At 63.7% G+C, this 16,490-nt stretch carries 12 protein-coding genes; 9 read left to right on the forward strand and 3 right to left on the reverse strand.

Going from position 1 to position 16,490, the window contains the following annotated elements; genetic code table 11:
- Window positions 1-112: 112 nt before the first annotated feature.
- Window positions 113-871 carry a Bax inhibitor-1/YccA family protein gene (locus tag FHS84_RS04910; RefSeq protein ID WP_166931062.1) on the forward strand — a complete coding sequence of 253 codons (759 nt, stop codon included), beginning with the start codon at window positions 113-115 and terminating at the stop codon, window positions 869-871.
- Between the two features lie 457 nt (window positions 872-1,328).
- Here FHS84_RS04910 and FHS84_RS04915 read toward each other — a convergent pair whose 3' ends face one another.
- Window positions 1,329-1,709, reverse strand: coding sequence for a hypothetical protein (locus FHS84_RS04915; protein ID WP_166931065.1), 381 nt, complete (start codon window positions 1,707-1,709; stop codon window positions 1,329-1,331).
- 85 nt (window positions 1,710-1,794) lie between these two features.
- On the opposite strand from FHS84_RS04915, the gene FHS84_RS04920 reads away from it, so the two are divergent.
- From FHS84_RS04920 to FHS84_RS04940, 5 genes are all read left to right on the forward strand, one after another.
- Window positions 1,795-2,754, forward strand: a complete 960-nt coding sequence (locus tag FHS84_RS04920) for an ABC transporter ATP-binding protein (protein WP_166931068.1) — start codon at window positions 1,795-1,797, stop codon at window positions 2,752-2,754.
- Complete coding sequence (locus FHS84_RS04925) at window positions 2,751-3,506, forward strand: ABC-2 transporter permease (RefSeq protein WP_166931071.1); 756 nt, start codon at window positions 2,751-2,753, stop codon at window positions 3,504-3,506. The genes FHS84_RS04920 and FHS84_RS04925 overlap by 4 nt, the downstream gene beginning before the upstream one ends.
- 4 nt (window positions 3,507-3,510) lie before the next feature.
- On the forward strand, window positions 3,511-5,385 hold the full coding sequence (locus FHS84_RS04930; RefSeq protein ID WP_166931074.1) for a Gldg family protein: 1,875 nt from the start codon (window positions 3,511-3,513) through the stop codon (window positions 5,383-5,385).
- Window positions 5,386-5,392: 7 nt separating this feature from the next.
- Complete coding sequence (locus tag FHS84_RS04935; RefSeq protein ID WP_166931077.1) at window positions 5,393-6,439, forward strand: DUF4340 domain-containing protein; 1,047 nt, start codon at window positions 5,393-5,395, stop codon at window positions 6,437-6,439.
- A 184-nt stretch (window positions 6,440-6,623) separates the two neighbouring features.
- On the forward strand, window positions 6,624-7,991 hold the full coding sequence (locus tag FHS84_RS04940; protein WP_166931080.1) for a tryptophanase: 1,368 nt from the start codon (window positions 6,624-6,626) through the stop codon (window positions 7,989-7,991).
- On the opposite strand, the gene FHS84_RS04945 is transcribed toward FHS84_RS04940, so the two are convergent.
- Entirely contained in the window at window positions 7,988-9,520 is a 1,533-nt protein-coding gene (locus FHS84_RS04945; protein ID WP_166931083.1) for a glycosyl hydrolase family 79 N-terminal domain-containing protein, read from the reverse strand. The genes FHS84_RS04940 and FHS84_RS04945 overlap by 4 nt on opposite strands.
- A gap of 204 nt (window positions 9,521-9,724) precedes the next feature.
- Here FHS84_RS04945 and carB point away from each other — a divergent pair, with 204 nt between their 5' ends.
- Both carB and greA read left to right on the forward strand, forming a co-directional pair.
- Window positions 9,725-13,084, forward strand: a complete 3,360-nt coding sequence (gene carB, locus FHS84_RS04950; RefSeq protein WP_166931086.1) for a carbamoyl-phosphate synthase large subunit — start codon at window positions 9,725-9,727, stop codon at window positions 13,082-13,084.
- Window positions 13,085-13,288: 204 nt separating this feature from the next.
- Entirely contained in the window at window positions 13,289-13,762 is a 474-nt protein-coding gene (gene greA / locus FHS84_RS04955; protein ID WP_166931090.1) for a transcription elongation factor GreA, read from the forward strand.
- Window positions 13,763-13,965: 203 nt separating this feature from the next.
- On the opposite strand, the gene FHS84_RS04960 is transcribed toward greA, so the two are convergent.
- Window positions 13,966-14,280 (reverse strand): hypothetical protein, encoded by a 315-nt coding sequence (locus FHS84_RS04960; RefSeq protein WP_208393699.1) that lies wholly within the window; start codon window positions 14,278-14,280, stop codon window positions 13,966-13,968.
- Between the two features lie 263 nt (window positions 14,281-14,543).
- Between FHS84_RS04960 and FHS84_RS04965 the strand changes: the two genes are divergently transcribed.
- Window positions 14,544-16,472, forward strand: coding sequence for a methyl-accepting chemotaxis protein (locus FHS84_RS04965; RefSeq protein WP_166931093.1), 1,929 nt, complete (start codon window positions 14,544-14,546; stop codon window positions 16,470-16,472).
- Window positions 16,473-16,490 lie beyond the last annotated feature (18 nt).

Genomic DNA, 16,490 nt, shown 5'->3' on the forward strand with positions numbered 1-16,490 from the left:
GGCGGAGCACGGCAGGAACGCGAAATTGACGGCCAAGCCTTGAACCAGAGCCGTCCAAACCCGATATTATCGTCATGCTACGGCCTCTGACGGCCGCAAGGAAGGAAAACCTATGGCTGACTTCGAGACCAACCGCGGCGTTTTCAGTAGCCGCACAGACGCGGGCGCCTTTGACGCCGGCCTGCGCAAGTACATGCTGCGGGTCTACAACCTCATGTTCCTGGCGCTGGTGGTCACTGGAGCGACCTCCTACTTCGTCTTCAACATGGCTGTCGGCGTCGATCCCGAAACGGGACGCCTGGGCCTCACCGGCCTCGGCCAGACGCTGTTCCTGTCGCCGCTGAAATGGGTGGTGATCTTTGCGCCGCTCGGCATGGTGCTGTTCATCAACATGCGCCTCAACCGGATGAGCGTGGCCGGCGCGCAAGCGGCGTTCTGGATCTTCTCCGGCCTGATCGGCCTGTCGATGGCGTCGATCTTCCTCATCTACACCGCGATGAGCATCACCCAGGTGTTCTTCGTCACCGCGGCGGCGTTCGGCGGCCTCAGCCTCTACGGCTACACCACCAAGCGCAGCCTCTCCGGTATCGGCTCCTTCCTGATCATGGGCGTGTGGGGCTTGGTGATCGCCTCGATCGTCAACATCTTCCTGCACTCGGGCATGATGAGTTGGATCATCTCGGTCGCGGGCGTCGGCATTTTCGCCGGTCTGACCGCCTACGACACGCAGCGCATCAAGGAGATGTACTATCAAGTCGGCGGCAATGAAGCGGTCGCGGGCAAAATGGCGATCATGGGCGCGCTGGCGCTCTACCTCGACTTCATCAACATGTTCCAATTCCTCTTGTCGTTGATGGGCAATCGCCGCTGATCGCGTTCAAGTTGCTGAATCACCCAAGGCCCCGGATCGTCTCCGGGGCCTTTTCGTTTGCAATAACAACGAAGGCAGCACGCGGCCAACTTGTCGCAGCAGAGCTGAGCGGCGGTGGAAAATACTTATCGGCCGCACGAAAAACCCGATGAAACAATGCGTTTCATGGTTTGCGCGCGTAAATGGTGGATTACAAATACTTCAAAATACCGCTCGCCTTCAAATCGTCATTTTTGCACCATGGCCGCGCCTTCATGGGCATCGATAACCCTCGCATTCGGCTGGCTCGAGTGTGGTTGCTTTCGCGACTTTCAAGCCCCCCAGCCCCCCAGTTGCGGGGTAGCCTTATTCAGGCCAGCCGATCTCTCCCCTACAACTTGAACTTGGCCAGCGCGGCGTTTTCCGCCGCGCGCCCCCTTTGCTTGGCCAGTGCGGATCGACTTTCGTCGATGCCGCCCTAAAGCCCCATCCTTCTGAGGATCGCGCCCATCTGGCCGAATGCGCCGCCGACGGCGCCGGTCAGGATCGAAATGCCGGTGCCGGTCGACACTGCGGCGGCCGGCGAGTCGCCCAGCAGCACCGATACCGCCAGTCCCGGCACGACGCACAATCCGCCCGCAATCGCCCCGCCGAGCGCGCCGGAGCCGTAACCGCGACCGTGAATCAGTCCGTAGAGATAACCTGCCGTCGCCGACAGCATCGCTCTTCCGAACAGAAACAGATGGATAACCACCCAGGGGGTGAGGTGCCCCGCGGCCGCCAGGATGAGCTGCAGAACCGTCCCGGCCAGGGCGGCACGAAGGACAAGGCGGGCGTCTAGGGTCAGCTTGTTTGCCATGTCCAATCTGTAACCTCGTCAGGGTTGCGAGGGAAACCCGTTTTCTCTAATGGACTTGGCCCATTAAAAAGCGTCGCAGCCGTCCATGATCGAGATTGAGGGACTCACCAAGCGCTTCGGGCCGACCACGGCCGTGGCCCACCTCAGTCTGCACGTCGCCAAAGGGGAAGTCCTGGGTTTTTTGGGACCGAACGGCGCCGGCAAGTCCACCGCAATGCGCATGATTACCGGTTTCCTTGCGCCCGACGCGGGACGCGTGACCATCTGCGGCCACGATATCGAAACCGAGACCAACGCGGCCCAAGCGAAAATCGGTTATCTGCCGGAAGGCGCCCCGGCCTACGGCGATATGACTCCCCGCCAGTTCCTCACCTTCGTCGCGCAGGTGCGCGGTTTTCGCGGTGCCGAAGCCAAGGCGCGCGTGGCGGCGGTGGTCGAGAAGACCGAGCTCGGCCCGGTGCTGGAACAGCCGATCGAGACTCTGTCGAAGGGCTTCAAGCGGCGCGTCGGACTCGCCCAGGCGATCCTGCACGATCCGCCGGTGTTGATCATGGACGAGCCGACCGACGGTCTCGATCCCAACCAGAAACATGCGGTGCGCGGCCTGCTGCGCGCCATGGCGGCGGAAAAGGCGATCATCATCTCCACGCACCTGCTCGAGGAAGTGGATGCCATCTGCACCCGCGCGGTCATCATCGACCGCGGCACGCTGGTCGCCGACGGCACGCCGGCCGAGCTTCTGGCGCGCTCGCGCTATCACAACGCGGTAACGCTCGTCCTGTCCGCGAACGAAGCCGAAGCGGCGGTCGCGCGACTGAAGACGCTTCCGGGCGTGGCGCAGATCGATCGCAAGCCGCTCGGCGACAGCGTCCGCCTGACCGCGTTTCCCAAGGGCGGCGCTCTGCTGATCGAAGCCGTCAGCGCGCTGGCGAGCCGCGAGAACTGGCGCGTGCAGGAGCTTTACGCCGAACCGGGCCGGCTCGACGAAGTTTTCCGCGCGGTGACGACCTCCGACGCGGCGCGGGCAAAGGCGGCACGTCCATGAACGTCCACTCCCGCTTCCTTCACACCATCTCGCCCATCTTCAAGCGCGAGTTTTCCGCCTACTTCGCGACGCCACTCGCTTACGTCTTTATCGTGATCTTCCTGTTCACGATGGGCGCCTTCACGTTCTATGTCGGCCATTTCTACGAGAACGGCATCGCCGACCTTTCGGTCTTCTTCGCCTATCACCCCTGGCTTTATCTCTTCCTGGTGCCGGCCATCGCGATGCGCCTTTGGGCCGACGAGCGGCGCACCGGCACGATGGAGCTGCTCCTCACCCTGCCCGTGCCGCTGTGGGCGACCGTGGTCGGCAAGTATCTCGCCGCCTGGGCCTTCACCGGCATCGCGCTTTTCCTCACCTTCCCGATCTGGCTGACGGTCAATTTCCTCGGCCAGCCGGACAACGGCGTCATCCTGGCGAGCTATATCGGCTCCTTCCTGGTCGCCGGCGGCTACCTCGCCATCGGCGCCTGCATGTCGGCGACCACCAACAACCAGGTGATCGCCTTCGTCGTCAGCGTGGTGGTGTGCTTCCTGTTCACCGTCTCCGGCTCGCCGCTGGTGCTCGACGTGTTCCGCGCCTGGGCGCCGGACGCTCTGGTCGAAGCGGTTGCCTCGTTCAGCTTCGTCACCCATTTCACCTCGATCACCCAGGGCGTGCTCGACTTACGCGATCTCGTCTTCTTCTTCTCGCTGATCGCCCTCTTCCTGGCCGCCAATGTCGTGGTGGTCGATCTCAAGAAGGGAGGCTGACGCTATGCAGCTCTCCCGCAGGAACTACGCGATTGCGGCGATCGTGCTGGCCGCGGCGGTATTCGTCGGCCTCAACATCGCGGTCAACGCCTCGATCACCACCGCCAAGATCGACCTCACCGACACGCACCGCTTCACTCTCAGCAAGGGCACGCGGAACATCGTCAAGTCGCTCAGCGAGCCGGTGACGCTGCGCTTCTTCTTCTCCAAGCAGGCCGCCGCCGAGTACGCCCAGACCCGTTCCTATGCCAGCCGCGTGCGCGATCTGCTCCGCGAGTACGCCGCCATCAGCCACGGCAAGATCGTGCTCGAGGAGATCGATCCCGAGCCGTTCACGCCGTCCGAAGACGCGGCCTCCGCCGCCGGCATCACGGCGGTGCCGACCGACACCGGCGAGACGGTCTATTTCGGCCTTGTCGGCGTCAACCGCATCGACGGCCACGATGTCATTCCTTATTTCAGCCCCGAGCGCGAAGGCCTGCTCGAATACGACATCACCAGCCTGATCTACCGGCTGTCGGCGCCCAAGAAGTACAAGATCGCGATCCTCTCCGGCCTGCCGCTCGCCGGCGACATGCAGGCGATGATGACCGGCCGCGGGCGGCCCTACGCGCTCTATCAGGAGCTGGCGCAGACCTACACCACCGACATGCTGCCGGCCGACTTCACGTCGATCCCGGCCGGCACCGACGTGCTGATGATCGTCCATCCCGGTACTCTCAGCGACGCGCAGACCTATGCCATCGACCAGTTCGTCCTCAAGGGCGGCCGCGCGCTGGTGTTCGTCGATCCCAATTCCGAGCTGGCGCAAGGCGGCGCCATGCAGCCCGGCCAGGAAGCGGCGTACTCGACCCTGCCGCGGCTGTTCCAGGCCTGGGGTATCCACTTCGATACCAAGAAGGAAATCGCCGATCTGAAGCTGGCGCAGCACGTGCAGCTCTCCCGCGAGGGCCCGGCGATGAGCTATCCGGTGTGGCTGCACCTGACCAACGATCAGTTCAGCGACTCCGATCCGGTCACCGCCAACCTCAAGGTGCTCAATCTCGGCAGCGCCGGCTCGCTCCGCCCCTTGAAGGACGCCACCACCAAGTTCACCTCGCTGATCGGCTCGTCCGACCGCGCCGGACTGATCGACGTGGCCGAGGCGCGCATGCTGGCGATGACCAATCCGGAAGCGGTCGCCTCGTCCGTCGCGCCGACCGGCGAGGAATACATCATCACCGCGCGCGTCACCGGCCCGGCCAAGACCGCCTTCCCCGGCGGCGCTCCCGCCGGCGCGACGGCTCCGCAAGTGACGAGCGCGAAGAACATCAACGTCATCGTGATGGCCGATACGGACATCTTCAAGGACGAGTTCTGGGTCCGCGTCGAGCAGCTTTACGGCAAGACCATCGCCGCACCGTTCGCCAACAACGATTCCTTCGTGCTCGGCGCCATCGAGAACCTGACCGGCTCGACCGATCTCATTTCGCTCCGGACACGCGCCACCAACGACCGGCCGTTCCTCGTGGTGCGGGAAATCCAGGCCCAGGCCGAGCGCGATTTCAAGCAGCAGGAAGATGCGCTGAAGGCCAAGCTCACCGACACCGAGCAGCAGCTCAAGGCGCTGCAGTCGGGGCAAGACGGCCAGAACCGGCCCAGCGCGCAGACCGGCATCACCGCCCAGCAGCAGAAGGCAATCGAAGCTTTCAAGCGGCAGCTCACCGAGATCCGCACCCAGCTCCGTCAGGTGCAGCACAATCTGCGCCAGGACGTCGATGCGCTCGGCGATACGCTCGCCTTCATCAACATCGTACTCGTCCCGATGCTGGTCGCCGTGTTCGCGCTCGTGCTGGCCTGGATCCGCCGGCGCCGTCGCGCCCGCGCCATCCATCTGTGAGACCATCATGAACGTCGCTGCATTCCTGAGCCGCCGCGACCGCCGATTGATGGCGCTTCTCGTTCTCGCCATCGTCAGCATCGGCCTGGCACTCGGCGCGGTCTATTACCGCGAAGCCGTATTGGCGCCGCGCTACAAGCCGATGCCGGTGTTCCCGTGGCTCGCCCACATGCTGAACAAGGGCGACGTCACCCGCGTCTATATCGTATCGAAGAAATACGGCGCCTTCACCGTCGCCTTCGTGCCGCAAAAGGGATGGGTGCTGCCGGACAAGGGCAACTATCCGGCCTCGTTCGAGACGGTGAAGCAGACCCTCCTCGCCATCGCGGCAATGCAGACGGTCGAACCCAAGACCGACCGTCCCGAATGGTTTCATTACGTCGATCTCGACTCGCCGCCGCAGGGCAACGGCATCAACATCACGCTGGCAGGTGAAAAAGGCCACGTCATCGCCTCGATGATCGTCGGCAAGACCGAGCCGCTCGGCGACGATCTCGGCGTGTTCGTCCGCCGCGCCGGCGAGAACCAGAGCTATCTCGCCAGGAGCCCCGCCGAGATCAAAGCCGACCCCGCCGAATGGATGGACAAGACCGTCATCGGCATTGCCGCAAGCCGCGTCGCCTCCGCCGAGGTGAAACCGGCGACCGGTCCGGCTTATACCGCCGCGCGCGCCAAACCCGATGACGGCTTCGTCATTGCGCCACTGCCCAGGGGCCGCGAACTCGCCTATGCCGGCGCCGCCGACGCCACGGCCAATGCCCTCAGCGATTTCGGCTTCGACGACATCCGCCGCTCGACCGATTTCGACTTCGCCGATGGCGCCCGCCTCACGATCCACACCTTCGACGGGCTTTCGGTCACGGTTAATCTGGTCGCGCAGGACAACGCCACCTGGGCCAGCGTTTTCGCCGAAGCCTCGCCGGGCAATCATGCCACTGCCAAGGAAGCCCTGGCGATCAATGCCCGCGCCGGCGGCTGGGCCTTCAAACTGCCCGCCTACAAAGTCACCGCCTTCGCCCCGCCGCTGGAAAGCCTGCTGAAGGCGAAGAAATAAAACTGCGCAGTTTCCCCATTGCGCATCTGCCATGCGCTGCGCGGGACGGTTCGTAAAAATCGCAGAATAACGCGCAAAATCGATTGCCATGCGCAGAGGGGATGGCTCCGGTTCGCTCTCCGGCTCTGCTCAATTGCGGTCCGTCGTGTCAGCTTGCAGGCTCAGTTTGCCGCAGGACCATGCCATGAGAACCATCATCGAGCCGTTCCGCATCAAGGTCGTGGAGCCAATCCGCATGACGACGCGCGACGAGCGCGAATGCTTCGTCGCCTCGGCGGACTACAACCTTTTCGGCCTGCATTCCGACGACGTGCTGATCGATCTTCTCACCGACTCCGGCACCTCGGCGATGAGCGCGGCGCAGCAGGCGGCCCTGATCGGCGGCGACGAATCCTACGCCGGCAGCCCGTCCTTCTTCCGCTTCGAAGCGGCGGTGAAGAGCCTGTTCCCGTTCAAGCACATCCTGCCGACCCATCAGGGCCGTGCGGCGGAAGCGATCCTGTTCTCGGTGCTTGGCGGCTCGCACCGGCAGGTGCCGTCGAACACCCACTTCGACACCACCCGCGCCAACATCGAAGCGACCGGCGCCGAAGCGGTCGATCTGGTCATCGAAGAAGGCCACGACCCCGACAATCTGCACCCCTTCAAGGGCAACATGGATACCGCCAAGCTGGAGCGGTTCCTCGCCAACGCCGGCGATGCGGTGCCGTGCGTGATGATGACCGTCACCAACAACGCCGGCGGCGGCCAGCCGGTGAGCCTCGCCAATATCCGCGAAACCGCGGCGCTGGCGCACAAGTACGGCAAGCCCTTCATCATCGACGGCTGCCGCTTCGCCGAGAACGCCTACTTCATCAAGCTGCGCGAGCCGGGCCAGGAAGGCCGTCACGTCGAAGCCATCGTGCGCGACATGTTCGCGGTCGCCGACGGCATGACCATGAGCGCCAAGAAGGACGCCTTCGCCAATATCGGCGGCTGGCTGGCGCTCAACGACGATCATCTGGCGCAAAGCGTACGCGAGCGGCTGATCCTGACCGAAGGCTTTCCGACCTACGGCGGGCTCGCCGGACGCGATCTCGACGCCATCGCGCAAGGCCTCAAGGAAATTGTCGACGAGGATTACCTCGCCTATCGCATCCGCACCGCCTCCTACATCGCCGAACGGCTCGAAAAGCTCGGCGTGCCGACGGTGAAGCCCTCGGGCGGGCATGCGATTTTCATCAACGCCAAGAAATTCCTGCCGCATATCCCGCCGCTGGAATATCCCGGCCAGGCGCTGGCGGTGGCGATGTATATCGAGGGCGGCATCCGCAGTTGCGAGATCGGCACCGTGATGTTCGGCCGTCATCCCGACGGCTCGGAGCATCCCGCGCCGATGGAGCTGGTCCGCATGGCCCTGCCCCGCCGCGTCTACACGCAAAGCCACGCCGACTACATCGTCGAAGTGTTCGAGACCATCGCCAAGAACAAAGACAAGCTGACCGGCATGCGCATTACCTGGGAGCCGGAACGCATGCGCCACTTCTCCGCGAAGTTCGAGCCGATCAGCTAGATCCCGCAGGACTTGTTCTTCGCCTCGGGCACCGCCAGGAACGTGATCGTCTCCGGATCGAACGTCACCGTGCCCGCCTTGGCCGGAACACCTTTCAGCACGGGCAGTTTGCCGTCCTTGGTCAGCGCCAGCGTCCGCCCGTTCAGACGAACGCCACCATCATCGATCTTCGCTTCCGACAGCGTGTAGCGCTGGGCCCGAGACGCAAGCTGCAGCGACGACGGCTTGGCATCGTTGTTGATGACGAGCAGCGTCACCCCGCCCTTCACGCCTGCTTCGCAGTGGGCATAGACATGCAGCCCTTGCTGGAGCGGAACGGTGCTGTCGAGCACAGTCGTCCCCATCAGCCGCCGCCACAGCAGCGCCGCCCAATAGTTCGGCCGCGGCTTGAGAGTCTTCTCGTCGATCATGCCGTAATCGGAAATCGCCAGGGTGTTGTGCATCACCGTCTGCACGCCGTCTTTCGCCAGCCGCCCGAGCTGGTCGAGATAGCGGAAGCTGTCGGCAAAGGTCTTGGCCCACGGATTGCCGCCGCAGGCTGCATCGCCGACTTCGGTCAGCCATAACGGCTTGCCCGGCCCGTAGTGGTCGCGCAAGGACGCATAAACCGCACGCGCGCCGGAAGTGCGGGCAAGCCACTCCTCCGACAGCGCCTTATCCAGCGTCTGCTTGCCGTGGCAGCGTTCGGACACATCGCCGTAGTGATGATAGGAGAACGCATCGACGCCCGGCCCGCTCGCCGTCTCCATTGCCGCAGCACTCATGAAATCATTGCGGCCTTCCGCCGGGTTGCCGGGGCCGGGCTTATCGCCAACCGCTCCGGGACCAAGCACCAGCGTGCCCGGCGAGGTCTCTTTCAGGAACGCGCGCCAGAGTTTGAAATCGCGGCCCCATTGGGCGGCGTCGTAGCCCTTCGGCACGCTCATCAAAGCGACCAGCGAAGGCTCGTTGGCAAATTCGGCCGCCGCGATCTCGCCGCCGATGCTTTTGGTATAGGCGAGCCAGGGCTTGGCGGTTTCGGGCGTCCAGACGCCGTTCGCATCGCGCGTTCCGGTCGACAGCGCGAACGAGGTCACGATCTTGGCATCGACCGCGTGCGCGAAATCGACCACGCCCTTCCACTGCGCCCGCGTCAGCAGGCCGTTGAATCCGGCCGGCGGCTTGGCGGGCGGCGTATCGGTATCGGCGAAATAAGTCGCGTTGGCCCAGGTGCCGCTGACCCGCACATAGGAAGGCCCCAGCGCCGCCGCCAGCATTCTGAGCCGCGGGTTATAAAGGTCCTTGGGCGTGCGATAGGCGTAGATCTTCGGGTCCATCCCGGCCGGGGTCGGGCCATCGGGAGCGACATCCGGGGCGCCATAAGGCTTCCAGAACGCCCCGCCGGTCACCTCGATCATCTCGACGTTGTAGGACTGGAACCGGGCATCGACGGTCCCGAGTTTGGGCAGCGCCCCCGGATTAACGGCGGGTGCGGCCTCAGCGGCGGCAAAAACGGCGGCGGACGCCAGCAACGAGGCGAGAATTCTCATGTGCGGAACCTCAGAATCGGCACGAAACGATACCACCAGTGGAGGTCGATTCGCGGCTGCGGAACGGCCCGCTGGGGTTGCACAACATATTGTGACAGCAGGGTTGCGCGCCCCCCCCGTTGGCGATAGAGCATCCCCTTAACCTGCAATTTGGCCGGAACCGGGTGCGACATTCGTGCGCCCGTCCACGCGCGCGAGAACAAAATGCCGAAACGTGAAGACATCCATACCGTGCTGATCATCGGTGCGGGCCCCATCGTCATCGGCCAAGCGTGCGAGTTCGACTACTCCGGCGCCCAGGCTTGTAAGGCGCTGCGGCAGGAAGGCTATCGCGTGGTGCTGGTGAACTCGAACCCGGCCACGATCATGACGGACCCGCAGCTCGCGGACGCCACTTACATCGAGCCGATCACCGCCACCTTCCTGGAAAAGATCATCAAGCGCGAGCGCGAGAACGTCCCGGCCGGGCGCACCTTCGCGCTGCTGCCGACCATGGGCGGCCAGACGGCGCTCAACGCGGCATTGACCCTTCGTAAGCGCGGCATCCTCGAGAAGTACAATGTCGAGCTGATCGGCGCCTCCGCGGAGGCCATCGACAAGGCCGAGGACCGCGAGCAGTTCCGCCAGGCGATGATCAAGATCGGCCTCGACGTGCCGCGCGGCATGACCCTCAAAGGCTATCTGCGCCACAAGAAGGACAGCCACGGCAACTTCCTCTACGACGACCAGAACAATCCGGTGATGGAGCTGTCGCCGGAGGCGTTCACCCACGCGCTCGAAGCGCTCGAGCATGTCGGCCTGCCCGCCGTGATCCGGCCCAGCTTCACGCTCGGCGGCACCGGCGGCGGCATCGCCTACAACCGCGACGAATTCTTCGAGATCGTCGAAGCCGGTCTCGACGCCAGCCCGGTCAACGAGGTGCTGATCGAAGAATCCGTGCTCGGCTGGAAGGAATTCGAGATGGAAGTCGTGCGCGACAAGCGCGACAACGCCATCATCGTCTGCTCGATCGAGAACATCGATCCGATGGGCGTGCATACCGGCGACTCCATCACCGTCGCCCCCGCCCTCACCCTGACCGACAAGGAATTCCAGCGCATGCGCACGGCCTCCATCGCCGTGCTGCGCGAGATCGGGGTCGAGACCGGCGGATCGAACGTGCAGTTCGCGGTCAATCCGAAAGACGGCCGCATGGTCATTATCGAGATGAACCCGCGCGTGTCGCGCTCCTCGGCGCTGGCCTCCAAAGCCACCGGCTTCCCGATCGCGAAGGTCGCCGCCAAGCTCGCGGTCGGCTACACGCTGGACGAAATCCAGAACGACATCACCAAGGTCACTCCGGCCTCGTTCGAGCCGACCATCGATTATGTCGTGACCAAGATTCCGCGCTTCGCGTTCGAGAAATTCCCCGGCGCCGAGCCGGTTCTGACCACTGCGATGAAGTCGGTCGGCGAAGCGATGGCGATCGGGCGCACCTTTGCGGAGTCGCTGCAAAAAGCACTGCGCTCGCTCGAAACCGGGCTCACCGGCCTCGACGAAATCGACATGCCGGAGGATCCTGCCGACATCACCGAGATTTTGGGACAAACCCATCCCGACCGCATCCGCCGCATCGCGCAGGCCATGCGCCAGGGCTTCCCGGTTTCCGAAATCGCCGAGATCACCAAATACGATCCGTGGTTCCTGGGCGAGATCGAAGCCATCCTGAAGGTCGAAGCGGACGTCAAAGCCTCCGGCCTGCCCGCCGACGCCGCCGCGCTGCGCCGCCTGAAGAGCATGGGCTTCTCCGACAAGCGCCTCGCCAAGCTGACCGGCAAGACCGAGAAGGAAGTGCGGTATGCCCGCGTCCACGTCGGCGTACGGCCCGTCTACAAGCGCATCGATACCTGCGCCGCCGAATTCAAGGCGATGACGCCGTATATGTACTCGAGCTACGAGACCGGCCCGGCGCCCGAATGCGAAAGCGCGCCCACCGACGCCAAGAAGATCATCATTCTCGGCGGCGGCCCCAACCGCATCGGCCAGGGCATCGAATTCGACTATTGCTGTTGCCACGCCGCCTTCTCGCTCTCGGCGCAGGGCTATGAGACCATCATGGTCAACTGCAATCCCGAAACCGTGTCGACCGACTACGACACCTCGGACCGGCTCTATTTCGAGCCGCTGACCGCCGAAGACGTGCTCGAAATCGTCGACAAGGAGCAGACCAACGGCACGCTGGCGGGCGTGATCGTGCAGTTCGGCGGCCAGACGCCGCTGAAGCTCGCCAATCGCCTGGTCGAAGAAGGCGTTCCGATCCTCGGCACCTCCGCCGACGCCATCGACCTCGCCGAAGACCGCAAGCGCTTCCAGAAGCTGTTGCAGGATCTCAACCTCAAGCAGCCGCGCAACGCCACCGCCATGACGGCGGAAGAGACCATCGCGGCGGCACGCGAGATCGGCTACCCGGTCATCCTGCGCCCCTCCTACGTGCTCGGCGGCCGCGGCATGGTCGTCGTCACCAGCGAGGAACAGACCAAAGCCGCGGTGAAATCGGGCGAGCTGTTCGCAATCTCCGGCAAGAACCCCGTCCTGATCGACGGCTTCCTCAACCGCGCCACCGAAGTCGACGTCGACGCCATCTGCGATGCCGACGGTAACGTCTTCATCGCCGGCATCATGGAGCATATCGAGGAAGCCGGCGTGCATTCGGGCGACAGCGCCTGCGCCATTCCTCCGCATTCGCTGCGCCGCGAGACCATCAAGGAAATCGAGCGCCAGACCATCGCCATGGCCCGCGCCCTCAAGGTTCGCGGCCTGATGAACGTGCAGTACGCGGTGCAGAACGGCGACGATATCTACGTGCTGGAAGTGAACCCGCGCGCCTCGCGGACGGTGCCGTTCGTGGCCAAGGCGATCAACCTGCCGGTGGCGGCCATCGCCGCGCGCGTCATGGCGGGCGAAAAGCTCTCCGAGATTCCGCATTCCAAGGCCCGCACCACCCGCATCTGCGTCAAAGAAGCGGTGCTGCCGTTCGCGCGCTTCCCCGGTGTCGACACCCTGCTCGGCCCGGAAATGAAATCCACCGGCGAAGTGATGGGCCGCGACAGCGATTTCGGCCGCGCCTTCGCCAAGAGCCAGATCGGTGCCGGCGCCAAACTGCCGCAATCGGGCACGGTGTTCATCTCCCTGCGCGAAGCCGACAAGGCGGACGTGATCGATCCGGCCCGCAACCTGATCGCGATGGGATTCAAGATCGTCGCCACCCGCGGCACCGCCAAGGTACTGGAAGCGGCCGGACTGCCGGTCAAGGCGATCAACAAGGTCCGCGAAGGCCGCCCGCACATTGTCGACGCGATCAAGAACGGCGAAGTGCAGCTCGTCTTCAACACGACGCAAGGCGCCCGCGCGGTGTCCGACTCGATGTCGATCCGGCGTACGGCCCTGACCATGAAGGTGCCCTATTACACCACTATGGCGGGGGCGGCGGCGGCGACCGAGGCGATTGCGGCCCTGCGGGCGGGCACGCTCGACGTGCGTCCGTTGCAATACCGGCCCCCGCAAGAAGATTTCCTCTCGGATTGACAAGGGCTTACCCAAGGCACCCCGCAACCCGGCCACCCTTGCAGTCGCAGGCAAGCGGCTTTAGAGTTTGGCCTGTATCCGCTTCGAGCGGGAATTTGGAATTCCCGTAAGTTCAAGGCGTTAGCGGAGCCCTTTCATTTCCGCGTCCGGCCGTCGGGCCTCGCGTCAGCGGGAAGGAGAGGTTTTGTCGATAGTAGGGAAACCATGGAACGCATTCCGATGACCGCCTCGGGCTACAAAGCCCTGGAAGTGGAGCTGGATCAGCTGAGAAACGTCGACCGCCACGAAATCATCAAGGCGATCGCGGAAGCGCGGGCCCATGGCGATCTCTCCGAAAACGCCGAGTATCACGCCGCTAAGGAACGTCAGTCGTTCATCGAAGGCCGCGTCATCGAGCTCGAAGACCAGATCGGCCGCGCCGACGTCATCGACGTGTCACGCCTGTCGGGATCGACCGTGAAGTTCGGCGCCACCGTGACCATCGTCGACGAAGACACCTCCGAGGAGCGCAAATTCCAGATCGTCGGCGATCTCGAAGCCGATGCGAAGAACGGCCGCATCTCGATCTCCTCGCCGATCGCCCGCGCCATCATCGGCAAGAACAAGGGCGACACCGTCGAAGTTGCCACCCCCGGTGGTGCGCGGAGCTACGAGATCCTCAAGGTCGAGTGGATTTAGCCTGCGCTATCGCGCATCCGGCGCCCTCTTCCTTCCTACCCCGCGGAGCATAGCTCTGCGCACTTGCTGCTTGCGCAAGTAGCGAGCGGGAAATTGCGCCTTAAAACGCCAAAGCGCACCGCCCGCCTGTCCGGCAGGAAGTGCGCCTCACGCTAACCATATCGCGGACCGCCGTCCCAACAAGCGCCGCGCGGTTGGAAACCCTATTTCGACGGTTCGAACTTAATCGGAACCTTGATCGAGCCGGTGCGCGAGCCGACCGGCAGTGCTTCGGCGACGCACAACGCAGCCTTGTCGAATCCCGCCGCCGGAGCCGGCGCCTCTAGGACTTTGCAATCACTGAGTTTGCCGTCGGCCGCAGTGCACTCCAGCATCACGCTGGCCGCCTGCTTCGAACTGGCAAATTTGCTCGCGCAACTCGCAAATTGCTCCGCCAAGCTACCTGCCATTGCCGGAGTCGCGATCAACATCGCCGCGGCTGCGCCGGCAACAAACATACCATATTTCATGGTGCTCATTTCAACCCACCCGTTTAAAGCCTACCGGTCTGAGCGCCGGATCGGTCGAACGATAAGTGACACTGATTAAAAATCCGTCGCGCAGCCCAATCCGGAAGCGAAGCTTGGCAGTAATGATTAACGCATAGTTAGCACTGTTCCCCGTGCTTAACCGCCCGTCAGGAAAGTGTGGAGGACCGCGTTAAGCCGATGGTGAATATCTGTACGCCATAGTGCGTTGTCCGGGCTGAACCCGGACGGGGGAATTAAAAGGATTGGCAGTAATGGGCTTTCGTCTGGCGGATATGCCGCTTCTCGTGAAGATCGCCTTCGCGCCGACCGTAGCGCTTATCGCGCTGGCGGGCGTGGCGTGGGTGTCTATCAACGCACAGAAAAACGCCGCGCAGGATCTGCGCAACGTGGTCGACGTCGAAATGGTGAAGAGCCTGGAGATGAAAAACATCGCCCAGCGCATCCAGGACGCTCACGGACAAGTGTATATGTTGCTGACGCATCAGGCCGGCAAGATCGACACCGGCAAGATTGATGCGCAGACCAAAGAGGTCGTTGCCAGCTTCGCCTCCATCGAAGCAAGCCTGAAGGCACTCGAACCGAAGATGAGTGCCGATCAGAAGCCGATGGTGGTCAAGCTCGAGAAACAGGTCGACGAGACCAAGAGCGCCGTCGACCTCGTCGGTTCGATGATGAGCGCCGACTTCTCGGCCGCCGTCAGCTTCATCGATCCGTTCGAGAAAAGCTATCAGGGCATGCTCTCGACACTCGATCAGGTCGTGAAGTCGACCACCGACGCGACCAATGCGCGGGCCAAGGCCAGCGCCGAGCATTCCGAAGCCACCGAGCAATCGATCAGCACGATCGCGATCATTACGCTGCTTCTGGTCGGCTTGCTGGCGGCATTGCTCGTGGTGATGATCCGCCGCGACGTGAAGAAAATCGCCGACGCCACCGAGTCCCTGGCCGGCGGCAATACCAACGTCGATCTGGAAGCCATGGAACGCGGCGACGAGTTCGGCGCCATCGTCAAATCGCTCTTGGTGTTCCGTGACAACGAGGCGCGTCTGGTCGAGGCCCGCCGCGAACAGGAAGAGACCCGCAAGGCCGTCGACACCGTCGTCTCCTCGCTGGCTTCCGCCCTCACCAGCCTGGCGGCGGGCGATCTCACCCACCGCATCAAGGACGAGTTCAAGGCCGGCTATTCCAAGGTGCGCGACGACTACAACGCCGCCATGCACAAGCTGGAAGACACGCTGCGCGTCATCTGGCAGGTGATGTACAACGTCCAGGCCGGGTCCGCCGAAATCTCGCGCGCGTCCGACGATCTGTCGCGCCGCACCGAACATCAGGCGGCCACGCTCGAAGAAACCGCCGCCACGATCGACAACATCACCGCGACCGTGAAGCGGACCGCCGAAGGCGCTCTCAACGCCCGCGATGCGGTATCGACCGCCAAGGAAGACGCGACCCGTACCGGCGCCGTCGTCACCGATGCGGTTTCCGCGATGCACGAGATCGAAAAGAGCGCGGCGCAAATTACCGCCATCATCGGCGTCATCGACGAGATCGCCTTCCAGACCAACCTCCTCGCCCTCAACGCCGGTATCGAAGCGGCGCGTGCGGGCGATGCGGGCAAGGGCTTTGCGGTGGTGGCGAGCGAAGTGCGTGCACTGTCGCATCGTTCCGCCGACGCCGCCAAGCAGATCAAGGCGCTGATCGGCACCTCGACGACCAAGATCAACCAGGGCGTCGGTCTGGTGGTCGAAGCCGGCAAGGCGCTCGATCGTATCGTCACCCAGGTCACCGAGATCAACGACGTCGTCAATGCGATCTCCGCCTCGGCCCAGGAAGAATCGAGCAGCCTCGCCCAGGTCAACACCGCGGTGGCCGAACTCGATGGCGTCACGCAGGGCAATGCGGCGATGGTCGAAGAGTCGACCGCGTCGAGCCATTCGCTGGCGCAGGAAACCGAAAACCTCGCCGCCCTGCTCGGCCGCTTCAAGGTCAATGGAGTCGACGGTCAGGTCGTCACCAGCCACGCTGCGAAGAGCAAGCCCGTCGAAACGCCGAAGGCGGCTGCCAAACCGGCTTCCAAGCCTGCGGCCAAGTCGGCACCCAAGCGCGAGAAGGTTGCGGTCAATGCCGGAGCGGCGCCCGCCACCGAAGCGGCTGCCACCGACGACTGGGTGGAATTCTAGTCATGAAAAATGGGGAGC

It is taken from the genome of Rhizomicrobium electricum (assembly GCF_011762045.1).
In the GTDB taxonomy this organism is placed as follows: Bacteria; Pseudomonadota; Alphaproteobacteria; order Micropepsales; family Micropepsaceae; genus Rhizomicrobium; species Rhizomicrobium electricum.

Excerpts from the sequence above, each read along its gene's own strand:
- FHS84_RS04925 (WP_166931071.1), top strand. The coding sequence starts at position 2,751 with ATGAACGTCCACTCCCGCTTCCTTCACACCATCTCGCCCATCTTCAAG.
- FHS84_RS04945 (WP_166931083.1), bottom strand. The coding sequence starts at position 9,520 with ATGAGAATTCTCGCCTCGTTGCTGGCGTCCGCCGCCGTTTTTGCCGCC.
- FHS84_RS04960 (WP_208393699.1), bottom strand. The coding sequence starts at position 14,280 with ATGAGCACCATGAAATATGGTATGTTTGTTGCCGGCGCAGCCGCGGCG.
- FHS84_RS04940 (WP_166931080.1), top strand. The coding sequence starts at position 6,624 with ATGAGAACCATCATCGAGCCGTTCCGCATCAAGGTCGTGGAGCCAATC.
- FHS84_RS04920 (WP_166931068.1), top strand. The coding sequence starts at position 1,795 with ATGATCGAGATTGAGGGACTCACCAAGCGCTTCGGGCCGACCACGGCC.
- FHS84_RS04965 (WP_166931093.1), top strand. The coding sequence starts at position 14,544 with ATGGGCTTTCGTCTGGCGGATATGCCGCTTCTCGTGAAGATCGCCTTC.
- carB (WP_166931086.1), top strand. The coding sequence starts at position 9,725 with ATGCCGAAACGTGAAGACATCCATACCGTGCTGATCATCGGTGCGGGC.
- FHS84_RS04910 (WP_166931062.1), top strand. The coding sequence starts at position 113 with ATGGCTGACTTCGAGACCAACCGCGGCGTTTTCAGTAGCCGCACAGAC.
- FHS84_RS04935 (WP_166931077.1), top strand. The coding sequence starts at position 5,393 with ATGAACGTCGCTGCATTCCTGAGCCGCCGCGACCGCCGATTGATGGCG.
- FHS84_RS04915 (WP_166931065.1), bottom strand. The coding sequence starts at position 1,709 with ATGGCAAACAAGCTGACCCTAGACGCCCGCCTTGTCCTTCGTGCCGCC.
- greA (WP_166931090.1), top strand. The coding sequence starts at position 13,289 with ATGGAACGCATTCCGATGACCGCCTCGGGCTACAAAGCCCTGGAAGTG.
- FHS84_RS04930 (WP_166931074.1), top strand. The coding sequence starts at position 3,511 with ATGCAGCTCTCCCGCAGGAACTACGCGATTGCGGCGATCGTGCTGGCC.